At 45.3% G+C, this 11,982-nt stretch carries 8 protein-coding genes and 1 tRNA gene; 3 read left to right on the top strand and 6 right to left on the bottom strand.

What is annotated here, in order from left to right; genetic code table 11:
• Positions 1-158: 158 nt before the first annotated feature.
• Together H3S82_RS06390 and galE are read right to left on the bottom strand one after the other, a co-directional pair.
• The gene (locus H3S82_RS06390) at positions 159-368 is read right to left on the bottom strand and encodes a molybdopterin-binding protein (protein WP_198232129.1); all 210 of its coding nucleotides are present in this window, start codon (positions 366-368) and stop codon (positions 159-161) included.
• Between the two features lie 26 nt (positions 369-394).
• Positions 395-1,402 (bottom strand): UDP-glucose 4-epimerase GalE, encoded by a 1,008-nt coding sequence (gene galE, locus H3S82_RS06385; protein ID WP_198232130.1) that lies wholly within the window; start codon positions 1,400-1,402, stop codon positions 395-397.
• Positions 1,403-1,518: 116 nt separating this feature from the next.
• Between galE and mazG the strand changes: the two genes are divergently transcribed.
• Positions 1,519-2,349, top strand: a complete 831-nt coding sequence (gene mazG, locus H3S82_RS06380) for a nucleoside triphosphate pyrophosphohydrolase (protein WP_198232131.1) — start codon at positions 1,519-1,521, stop codon at positions 2,347-2,349.
• Positions 2,350-2,522: 173 nt separating this feature from the next.
• On the opposite strand, the gene H3S82_RS06375 is transcribed toward mazG, so the two are convergent.
• Positions 2,523-2,894, bottom strand: coding sequence for an iron-sulfur cluster assembly accessory protein (locus H3S82_RS06375; RefSeq protein WP_198232132.1), 372 nt, complete (start codon positions 2,892-2,894; stop codon positions 2,523-2,525).
• A 174-nt stretch (positions 2,895-3,068) separates the two neighbouring features.
• Between H3S82_RS06375 and H3S82_RS06370 the strand changes: the two genes are divergently transcribed.
• Entirely contained in the window at positions 3,069-3,467 is a 399-nt protein-coding gene (locus H3S82_RS06370; RefSeq protein WP_198232133.1) for a cytochrome c family protein, read from the top strand.
• Between the two features lie 451 nt (positions 3,468-3,918).
• Positions 3,919-3,995, top strand: a tRNA-Pro gene (locus H3S82_RS06365).
• 454 nt (positions 3,996-4,449) lie between these two features.
• On the opposite strand, the gene H3S82_RS06360 is transcribed toward H3S82_RS06365, so the two are convergent.
• The 3 genes from H3S82_RS06360 to H3S82_RS06350 all read right to left on the bottom strand — a co-directional run bounded on the left by H3S82_RS06360 (position 4,450) and on the right by H3S82_RS06350 (position 11,650).
• Positions 4,450-5,904, bottom strand: coding sequence for a glutamate synthase subunit beta (locus tag H3S82_RS06360; protein ID WP_198224753.1), 1,455 nt, complete (start codon positions 5,902-5,904; stop codon positions 4,450-4,452).
• Positions 5,905-5,950: 46 nt separating this feature from the next.
• Positions 5,951-10,678, bottom strand: coding sequence for a glutamate synthase large subunit (gltB, locus tag H3S82_RS06355; protein WP_198232134.1), 4,728 nt, complete (start codon positions 10,676-10,678; stop codon positions 5,951-5,953).
• 483 nt (positions 10,679-11,161) lie between these two features.
• Positions 11,162-11,650 (bottom strand): Hsp20 family protein, encoded by a 489-nt coding sequence (locus H3S82_RS06350; protein WP_077971255.1) that lies wholly within the window; start codon positions 11,648-11,650, stop codon positions 11,162-11,164.
• Between the last annotated feature and the right edge of the window lie 332 nt (positions 11,651-11,982).

Here is an 11,982-nt window from a genome sequence, read left to right as displayed (position 1 = left end):
AAACCTAAATAGCCCGATACACCCCTCGTTTTTCGGCAGATAATCCCACAAATTCGAAGAGAAAAAATGGCAATATTTTCTGTCTCTCGGCACGAACGCTAAGACAAAGCGAAATATCGCATCATCAGCCGTTCTTTATCGTTAGCTGGGAAGCCTCCTTAATCTGCAACTGCAACCATAACATCGGATGATTTTATAACAGCAGCAGCCGGTTCACCGACTTTTAGCTGAAGATCATCAACGGCTTCATTGGTGATCGATGCGGTTACAATCGGTCCGCCTATGTCGATCTGGATATGGGCCGTGGTTGCACCTTTCTTGATGGCGACAATTTTACCTTTCAGAATATTACGCGCACTGATTTTCATTCCCCAGTTTCCTTCCCGGTTAAGGATTATTTATAACCATCTGGGTTCTTGACTTGAAAATTCCACATATCCGCGCACATTTTTTCCAAATCTTTTTCGGCTCGCCAATGAAGTTTATCAAATGCCGTTGACGGATTGGCGAAAAATTCCCCAATATCGCCGGGGCGTCTTGGCCCGACTTCATATTTTATTTTCCTGTTGGATATATGTTCAAATGCCTTGATGACATCCATCACGCTATAGCCGCGACCGCGTCCGAGATTGATAACATCGCAACCGGGATGTTCCAAGGTCTTCAAGGCCCGCAAATGCCCCTCGGCCAAGTCACTCACATGAATATAATCACGCACTCCGGTTCCGTCTTCGGTGTCGTAATCATTCCCCCATATCATGACTTTATCGCGTTTTCCCGAGGCAACCTGAGCGATGATAGGCATAAGATTATTTGGAACACCCTTGGGATCTTCCCCTATCAATCCGCTCTCGTCTGCCCCTACGGGATTGAAATAACGAAGAATAGAGAATGCCCAGCTCGGGTCGCTTGCGTAAAAATCACGCAGCATATTTTCTACAGTCAATTTCGTGCGCCCATAGACACTCACCGGATTGAGCGGATGTTTTTCATCATAAGGCAAATATTTCGGAGGACCATAAACAGTGGCTGTTGATGAAAAGACCAGTTTTTTTACACCGGTCGACTTCATCGCTTGCAACAAACGCAAACTTCCAACCACATTGCAATCATAATAAAGATCCGGTTTTTTTTCGGATTCGGCAACAGATTTCAAACCGGCAAAATGGATGACAGCATCGCATTTATGATGTTCCAAAACATATTCGACAAAACTACGATCGCGTACATCACCTGACTCGTTCGTCGGTGCCCGTCCTGTGAGCTTTTCAATTCTGCGCAATACTTCCGGATGACTATTACCGAAATTATCAAGAATAATAACGCGATAGCCGGCATTCATAAGTGCCACACAACAATGCGAACCTATGTAACCCGCGCCGCCAGTCACCAAAATATTCATAATGCAACCTATAGACCACAAGACATGTGACTTTTATGAAAGAATTCTTTATCACTGACAAGCCGTTGAATGGAATAAATTATTGCATTTTTTTAATATCTGAAAGTTTTTTCACCATGGAACCGTCAAACAATATTAACCGCCTGATCGAAATTATGAGAGCCCTGAGAGACCCTGAAACCGGTTGTCCTTGGGACAAGAAGCAGGATTTCAAATCCATAATCCCTTATACCGTCGAAGAAGTTTACGAAGTTGCCGATGCAATTGAACGAAACGATAAATATGATCTCTGTGAGGAACTCGGAGATTTGCTCTTGCAAGTTGTATATTATGCTCAAATGGCCGAAGAAGAAGGCAGTTTCAACTTTGGAGATGTTGTCTATGCTATAACGAAAAAGATGATACGTCGGCATCCCCATGTTTTCGGTTCTCCTGAACAGAGAAAGAAAGGACTTATAAAGGGTGAATGGGAGCGCATAAAGAAAGAAGAAAAAGCAGAAAGGAGTGAAAAGCGAAAATTGGCAAATCTTCCAGATGACACTCCCAAAGGCTATCTCGCATGCGTAAAATCCGCTCAGCCATTGGAAAAGGAAGCTATTGCGTTACAACAGCGAGCTGCAGAAGTCGGATTTGACTGGACAGACCCCGCCCCTATTTTTGAAAAAATAGACGAGGAAGTTAATGAACTCAAAGACGCTCTCCAATCCAAAAATGAAAAAGACATAGAAGATGAATTCGGCGATGTTTATTTTACGCTTCTCAATCTTGCAAGACGACTTGGTGTTTCGACACAAACAGCGTTAAAAAACGCAAACCAGAAATTCCGCTACCGTTTCAACTTTATTGAAAACGAGCTAAGCAAAAATAACAAAAGCCTGAACGACGCCTCTCTCGACGAGATGGAAAAACTCTGGAATGAAGCCAAAGTTGAAAGCCGTAAAAAATAGCAAAATCCCAAATAAACAAAATCCGCACTGATTATGACTGAACGTTTGTTCCCTGATGATGCGAGAGTTTTATTGCTATCAAATTTTGTGAATAAGTGCGAAACGCAATAAAATCCACCCTATCGCGCGATCAAATCGCGATCAGGTTAGCACAATTGATTTCGTAGTTCTTATTACTTCTGTGCAACAGCCAAATCAGCCTGGGTCGCAGGACGAATTTCAACGGACATTCCACAACCACAAGCAGACGTCTGATTGGGGTTATTAAAAACAAATCCGGTATGTAAAGTGGTTTTTTCGAAGTCGATCTGTGTGCCTAGCAGGAACAGTGTGGCTTCACGAGATACAAAAACCCGCGCACCGTCATCTTCTGCAATATCGGCATTCTCGACGACAGACTTTGCGAGGTCGACAGTATATTCCATACCTGCGCATCCACCCTTTTTTACGCCCACAACGATTCCATATGCATCGTTATTTGCCATTATGTCACGAATGCGCTCTTTGGCTGCATCTGTCATTGTGATTACTGAAAATCCGGCCATAGATTGCTTGTTCCTTTTAATTTCCAAGTGCTAATCTGGTATTTCAATCGGCTGGCGTCAAGATTTAATCACGATTTTCGGAAAATCGGGTTCAATCTTTGAATACCAATACAAAAATTTTGGTGCTAATAATTAACTAACTGAAAATTCTATGAGTGAAATTTGATCAAGTTGATGCGTCGTCTTATTATTTTTTGTCTTACGATTTTTAGCATTTCGACACTTGCTCCAGCCTCTCACGCTGCTGATATCGAAAATGGAAAGATCGTTTTCAAACGTTGTGCCGCCTGCCATAATGCAGATAAGCCCGACAATCGGATCGGTCCGACACTGCAAGGTATCATCGGGCGGAGAGCCGGCACACTTCAGGGTTACCGTTATTCACCTGCCATGGTGAATGCCGGTCAAAATGGCCTTATCTGGAATAGAGAGACACTCATAACTTATCTTCATAACCCTCAAGGGATGGTAAAAGGAACGCGCATGGCATCCATTCGCCTGAATAATGATTCGGATATTGATGATCTCATTGCGTATCTGAATTCGGTCTTGCCTGTTCCCGATAAAAAATAAACCAAATCCGCATTAAAAATCCGACTTTTGCCGGCTGGCCTATGTTTGTTCTGCACGTGCCGGCATTACGCGTCTTCGGAATAACGACACATTTTTTAAAATGATAAAAAATCAAATGGATTGTCTTTAGCTTCGTGAAAAAACGACAGATTAAGCAATCGTCGGGTTAAAGCATTTTGAACATGGATTTAACACAGAAACCGGAATCGGTTTTTGCGGGAACGATAACTTGGCTTACAAAGATTTAAATGCCGGTGGGAAGCAATGATGATCCCATAAGGTCAATAATCGGGGCCAAAAACTGATAAAAGTTCGAAGAGAGCTATAATTCGGGTTCCCGTCAAATCTGCACAAAACAACGTAATTGAATAGTGTTTTAGCAATTTTGATCTTTTTTAAGAATTTTTCGCTTGCCTTTATATCGCTAGTATTTTAGGCCTTCTTCACGGTTCGGAGCGTAGCGCAGTCCGGTAGCGCACTTGACTGGGGGTCAAGGGGTCGTGGGTTCGAATCCCGCCGCTCCGACCATTCTTCTTTCTGGATTTTTCAGTTCTTCCGTGTAAAATGGCGCGCCTTACCGTATCATTACGTTTATCAAACGATGAATCACGGAAAATAATCTCCCGAATTGCAATTTTAAGATCTGGAATGTGTTATGGGTTTTCAAGATTCAGCGAACTTGACCGGCACTATATCAGGTTATCAAGGCATATAAATAAGCTCCTGAATATCCGGAGCTAAATCAAGCCAATTTGGTAGTCAGCTTTTTTCGTTATAGTGAGTTAACGAGGTAGTGATATTCCAATGAATTCACGATCTGCACATGAAAGAATTGTTGCTTCCGCTCATCGTTCACTATTTCAGCGGCCCGTTTTGTCCAACAATAACTTTCATTGAAAATGCTCAATATAAAAAGGCTCCGGAAATTCCGAAGCCTTGAAGCACATGGTATATCGCGGCTAACCCGCTCTTCGTCGTCAATTTAACGAGGCAGCAATGTTTCGCCCATCAGGAACTCGTCAATGGCACGAGCAGCCTGCCGCCCTTCCCTGATTGCCCATACAACGAGTGATTGACCGCGTCTCACGTCACCGGCTGCAAAAAGCTTATCGACACTGGTTTTATAATTGTTCGTATCGGCCAAGACAGAATGCGCTCCGCGACGATCAACCTTCAACTTCAGACGGTCTCCCAACTCGCTACAAACACCAGCTTCGAATGGTCCGGCAAAACCGATTGCGACAAATGCAAGATCAGCTCGAATAAAAAACTCGGTACCGGCTATCGGTTTACGTTGTTCATCGACATGACAACATTTTACATGGGTCAATTCGCCATTTTCAGCAACGAACTCGAGTGTAGCAACCTGAAATTCGCGTTCTGCACCTTCCGCCTGACTGGTCGAGGTGCGCATTTTGGTAGCCCAATAAGGCCAAACGCTGAGTTTATCTTCTTTTTCCGGTGGTTGAGGACGAATATCCAACTGGGTTACCTTGACGGCACCTTGGCGGAAAGCCGTTCCCACACAATCGGACGCAGTGTCGCCGCCGCCAACAACAACCACATGTTTTCCATCGGCGATGATCGGCGGTGAAGGCCAGCCGACTGATTCGATATTTTCGCGCCCGACACGTTTATTTTGCTGAACGAGGTAACACATGGCGTCATGCACACCATGAAAATGGATTCCCGGAATATCGATCTTGCGCGGTGTTTCAGAACCACCGCAATAAAGAACCGCGTCATAATTGCTTAAAAGATCATCAACCGCCTTGTCGACGCCGATATTGACACCGCAATAGAAAGTGACACCCTCGCCTTCCAATTGTTCGATACGACGATCGATATGATGTTTTTCCATCTTAAAATCAGGAATGCCGTAACGTAAAAGCCCTCCCGGACGGCTTTCACGTTCGTAAACATCGACCATATGACCAGCACGGGCAAGTTGCTGCGCTGCTGCCATTCCTGATGGGCCTGATCCGATAATGGCAACTTTTTTTCCTGTTTTTGCTTCATTAGGTTGAGGCGCAAAAAAACCAAGTGCAAAAGCCTTGTCAGCCAATGTCTGCTCGATTGTCTTGATTGTTACAGGAACATCCTCAAGATTGAGCGTACAGGCCTCTTCACAAGGTGCCGGACAAACGCGGCCTGTAAATTCAGGGAAATTGTTTGTGGACAGAAGATTGTTAATCGCTTCCTTCCAATTGCCTTTATAAACAAGGTCATTCCAATCCGGTATCTGGTTATTGACGGGACACCCCGTCGAACCATGACAGTAAGGAATGCCACAATCCATACAACGTGCGGCCTGTTTCTGCACCTCTGCTTCGGACATCGGAATAGTAAATTCCCGAAAATGGCGGATGCGATCAGAGGCTGGCTGATACTTTTGAGATTGGCGATCTATTTCAAGAAAACCGGTTACTTTACCCATTTGTTGTTTCCGTATCTGAAGTTTGCACTATGGACACCGGCTGCTGTTATTCAGCAGCCGTTTCCATGCGCATCTGTTCCATTTCTTCCAAAGCACGGCGATATTCGACCGGCATAATTTTTACAAATTTCGGACGATATTGATCCCAATTATCCAGGATTTCCTTGGCCCGTGCGGAACCCGTGTAATGCAGATGATTGGCAATCAGTTGGGCCAGTCGCTCTTCATCATGGTGGGTCATATTGGCCGAGACATCTACCCGACCTTTATGCATGAGGTCACCACCGTGATGATGAAGTTTTTCAAGCATATCATCTTCTTCGGGAACAGGTTCGAGTTCAACCATCGCCATGTTGCATCTTTTAGCAAAATCACCTGCTTCATCGAGTACATAGGCAACGCCACCAGACATGCCGGCAGCAAAATTTCTGCCGGTCTTGCCGATCACAACCACGATACCGCCGGTCATATATTCGCAACCGTGATCGCCAACTCCCTCAACGACCGCAGCAACGCCCGAATTGCGCACGGCAAAACGTTCACCTGCCACACCGCGGAAATAACATTCGCCTTCGATACCGCCATAAAGAACGGTATTTCCGACAATGATCGAATCCTCGGCGACAACATTACTGTCTTCAGGTGGACGAACAATAATTCTGCCGCCCGAAAGACCTTTGCCGACATAATCATTACCGTCGCCGATAAGGTCGAAGGTTATCCCCTTGGCAAGGAAAGCACCAAATGATTGGCCGGCTGTGCCCCTGAAATGAACGTTTATGGTGTTATCCGGCAATCCTCTTTGACGATAACGTCTCGCCACTTCGCCAGAGAGCATTGCACCGGCAGATCTGTCAACGTTGCGTATGAGCGTTTCAAACTCGACAGGCTTTTTAGTTTCGAGAGCTTCCGAAGCACGTTCAATCAGTTTACGGTCAAGAACATCCTCGATCGGATGATGTTGATGTTCCGTGTGCCTTGTCTGTTTCTTTTCGGCATCGGGCTTATAGAAGATACGACTGAAATCGAGACCCTTTGCTTTCCAATGATCGATCGCCGGCTGTTTATCCAACAAATCCGATTGACCAATAATATCGTCGAGTTTTTTGAAGCCCATATGTGCCAGAATAGCGCGTACTTCTTCGGCAAGATAAAAGAAGAAGTTGATCACATGTTCCGGCGTTCCTTTGAAACGCTTGCGCAATACGGGATCCTGTGTCGCAACGCCGGTCGGGCATGTGTTAAGATGGCATTTGCGCATCATGACACAGCCTGCCGCAATCAGCGGAGCTGTCGCAAAGCCGAATTCGTCAGCCCCGAGAAGCGCCCCGATAATGACATCGCGACCTGTTCTTAAACCGCCATCAACCTGTAATGCAACACGCGAACGCAAACCATTGAGAACCAGCGTTTGCTGGGTTTCGGCAAGTCCCATTTCCCACGATGAACCGGCATTCCTGACCGAGGTCAAAGGAGAAGCTCCTGTACCACCGTCATAACCGGAAATCGTAATGTGATCGGCACGAGCCTTGGCAACACCTGCCGCAACTGTTCCAACACCTACTTCCGACACAAGTTTTACAGAAATATCTGCAAATTCATTGACATTTTTCAGATCAAAAATGAGCTGCGCCAAATCTTCGATCGAGTAGATATCGTGGTGTGGAGGCGGTGAAATCAAACCGACACCTTGCGTCGAGTGACGCGTTTTGGCAATAATAGCGTCAACTTTATGCCCCGGTAATTGTCCACCTTCACCAGGCTTGGCACCTTGTGCTACTTTGATTTGTATAACATCGGCATTAACAAGATATTCTGCCGTTACCCCAAAACGTCCGGAAGCCACCTGCTTGATAGCCGACCGTTCCGGATTTTGTGTACCGTCCGGCAAAGGATAAAGACGATCAGGCTCTTCACCACCTTCACCGGTGTTGGATTTTCCGCCGATTTTATTCATGGCACGAGCCAATGTCGTGTGAGCCTCACGCGAGATCGAGCCGAACGACATTGCACCGGTTGAAAACCGCTTTACAATTTCGGTAGCCGGTTCAACGTCCTCAATCGCGACGGGTTTCGCACCACGCTCTTCTGCGCTCTTGATTTTGAAAAGGCCACGAATGGTCTTTGCACGGGCGGTTTCACCGTTTATACGTTGTGAATAAGCCGTAAAAAGCGCCGGATTGGATGTGCGAACAGAATGCTGCAGACTTGCAACTGCATCTGGCGTCCAGATATGCGCTTCACCACGAATACGATATGCATATTCACCACCAACATCAAGCGAATGGAGGAGAACAGGATCATTGCTGAATGCGGCTGTATGGCGTTTAACTGTTTCAGCCGCAATCTGATCCAGATCGACCCCTTCGATTGTGGTTGCTGTACCCGTAAAGAAACGGTCAACAAAAGACTGTTTTAGCCCGACTGCATCGAATATTTGCGCGCCACAATAGGATTGATAGGTTGATATGCCCATTTTGGACATAACCTTGAGCATACCTTTGCCAATCGATTTTATATAACGATAAATTACTTCATGTTCTTCGACTTCTTTCGGAAATTCCCCGCGCTCGTACATGTCGATCAATGTGTCGAATGCGAGATACGGGTTGATCGCCTCTGCCCCGTAGCCTGCGAGGCAACAGAAATGATGAATTTCTCGAGGTTCGCCAGTCTCGACAACCAATCCGACGGACGTGCGCAACCCTTTTCTGATGAGATGATGGTGAACAGCCGCTGTCGCGAGCAATGCAGGAATAGGTATACGGTCCGGTCCAATCTGGCGATCGGACAGAATGATAATATTATAACCACCGTGAACTGCAGCTTCTGCACGCTCACAGAGGCGTTCGACCGCACCTTCAAGCCCTGCTGCCCCTTCCTGAACGGAATAGGTGATATCAATTGTCTTTGTATCAAAGTGGTCTTCCGTCTGGCCAATAGCCCGGATTTTTTCGAGATCTCCGTTTGTCAAAATCGGTTGACGAACTTCCAGACGCTTGCGACGCGAGGTTCCTACCAAATCGAATATATTCGGACGTGGACCGATGAAAGAGACCAGACTCATCACCAGCTCTTCACGGATTGGATCAATTGGCGGATTGGTTACCTGAGCAAAGTTCTGCTTGAAATAAGTATAAAGCAGTTTGGATTTATCGGACATTGCCGAGATCGGTGTATCAACACCCATTGATCCGATCGGCTCTTGTCCAGTTGTTGCCATCGGCGAAAGTAGAAATTTTTTGTCTTCCTGCGTATAACCGAACGCCTGTTGACGGTCGAGCAGCGACACATCCTTGCGTAAAGACCGCGGTTCGACGGGAGCAAGATCTTCCAGAATAAGCTGGGTGTTATCGAGCCATTGACGATAAGGATGCTTGGAGGCAATTTCGGACTTTATTTCTTCATCCGATACAATGCGCCCTTCCTCCAGATTAATGAGCAACATTTTACCCGGTTGCAAACGCCACTTGCGGATAATGTGCTTTTCTTCAACCGGAATAACACCGGATTCCGAAGCCATAATGACATAATCATTATCCGTCACAATATAGCGCGCCGGACGCAGACCATTACGATCAAGCGTTGCACCTATCTGGCGGCCATCAGTGAAGGCAATTGCTGCCGGTCCATCCCACGGTTCCATCAATGCCGCATGGTATTCATAGAACGAACGCCGTTCGACACTCATCAGGCTATTTCCTGCCCAGGCTTCCGGAATGAGCATCATCATCGCATGAGGGAGCGAGTAACCACCCTCATATAAAAATTCCAAAGCGTTATCAAAACAGGCTGTATCCGATTGTCCTTCATAGGAAATTGGCCAGAGTTTTGAAATATCATTGCCGTAAAGCTCTGAATCGACCGAAGCCTGACGGGCAGCCATCCAGTTGACATTTCCTCTCAGCGTATTGATTTCACCATTATGAGCAATCATCCGATAAGGGTGAGCAAGTTTCCAGGATGGAAAAGTATTGGTTGAAAAACGCTGGTGCACAAGCGCCAAAGCACTTTCAAAACGTTCATCCTGCAAATCTTTGTAATAAGCACCGACTTGAAAGGCCAAAAACATGCCTTTGTAAATGACAGTGCGGGACGACAGACAAACGACATAAAAGCCATTATCTCTTCCACCTGTCTCATGGAAGATTCTGTTCGAGATAACCTTGCGCAGCACAAAAAGCCGCCGTTCAAAATCGTCATCCGATTTTATAGATGGGTCGCGACCGATAAAAACCTGCCGATGAACCGGCTCTGTTGCAACAATCGCAGGCGCTTTCGAGAGCGAAGAATTATCAACCGGCACATCACGAAAGGCAATAAAATGCTGGCCTTCCGAGGCAATAACTTCCTTGACAATCTGCTCGATATGGGCACGCATCGCTTCGTCGCGCGGCATGAATATATGTCCGACAGCATATTGACCGGCTTTCGGCAATTCCACGCCCTGTTCGGCCATAACTTCACGAAAAAAACGGTCCGGTATCTGGACCAATATACCTGCACCATCTCCCACCAAAGGATCTGCCCCAACCGCACCCCTGTGAGTGAGATTTTCAAGCATGAAAAGCCCATCTTCAATGATCTTGTGGGATTTTACATTTTTCAACTGTGCAATAAATCCCACCCCGCAAGCATCATGCTCATTTTTAGGGCTATAAAGTCCTTGCGCGGCCGGAATTCCATAAGCCGACGTGGCCCCTGCGCCCGCCAATGATGACGTTATTGAACCATTTTGAGTAATTTTATTACCTGAAATAACGCTATCCGACATTTAGAAAGCCCTTTTTTCACAAACCAATATGAAAACTACGCCAGAAATTTGCTGTTTTTAGTCTTCAAATAGCATTGTTAGCACGGCGTAATCTCTCGTTTAAGAAGCTATGTCAGAAAGATTCTAAGTTTTCAACTGCTAAACGTAAAAATTGAAATATTATTTCAATAATTGTTTATTTAATTTATTTTTATTATTTTAATTATGATATTTCGTTTCATTTATTTTTTAGCTGGAAGAAAAAGGCTTCCTCTCCTTTAAAAATCCCCGAGAGTCTGTGGCAGGCGAAGTGCCTCTCCGGATAAAGATTGGAATAGTGGTTTTAAAAAAGCGCTTCAATTATTGTCGACTAAAAATTCAAGGTTTGAGTAGAGCAAAAATTCATTCCGGTACATTCATTTCAGACAAAAGTAGATAATAAAAAAGCGTGAGGCCTGTCATTGACAGACCAACACGCTTTCCGAAGTCAACATTTAGGAATGATTATTCCGCTGCTTCAACTTCCACATCATGTTTTTGAACACGCTTGTTGGTGTTAGAAGCTTTTGGAGTCTGCACCGCTATTTTACGCGGCTTCATCTCTTCGGGAATTTCCCGTTTCAATTCAATATGAAGCAAACCATTTTGAAGCTGTGCGCCAACCACTTCAACGTGATCAGCTAATTGGAAGCGACGTTCAAAGGACCGCGAAGCAATTCCGCGATAGAGAAAATCACCTTCATCATTTTCTTCTTCATGTGATTTCTCACCCTTTACAGTGAGTTGATGGCTTTGTGCTTCAATATCAATTTCATCTTCGGAAAATCCGGCCACCGCCATGGAAATCCGATAGGAATTCTCGCTCAACCGTTCGATATTATACGGAGGATAAGCTTGAACACTCTCCGGCTGTGTCATCGTATCAAACATATTGAATAAACGGTCAAAACCGACAGTTGAACGATATAATGGTGAAAAATCTACTTGACGCATAATAATTGCCCTCCTTCAGAGCGACGATTTGTTTGGTTACGGCAATCTCCAAAAAGGCAGATCAATATAACCAACGACCCCATATCGGCGATCGCAGAGCTTATCTGGTTATTAATTAGTCGACTTTCAAGGCACTGATTAAAAATTGTTCAAAATTTTACATCCGCAAAGACACGCCAAATCCAACAAGTGAGGTAGAAAGATTTTTTTCATTCCGCTCCCCTTGCCTGAGGTTCTCTTTTATTCATTTTTCCGAAATCGGAATTTTGTAATTTTACCCGTTCCAAGCGGGAGCAAGTTGTGCTTTTGTGATAGATTCCAATGAGGTAAAA

Origin of the sequence: Bartonella sp. M0192 (assembly GCF_016102305.1) — a bacterium.
GTDB lineage: Bacteria > Pseudomonadota > Alphaproteobacteria > Rhizobiales > Rhizobiaceae > Bartonella > Bartonella apihabitans.
The sequence above is the reverse complement of the archived record's forward strand: the minus strand, read 5'-3'. Positions and strand labels throughout refer to the sequence as shown.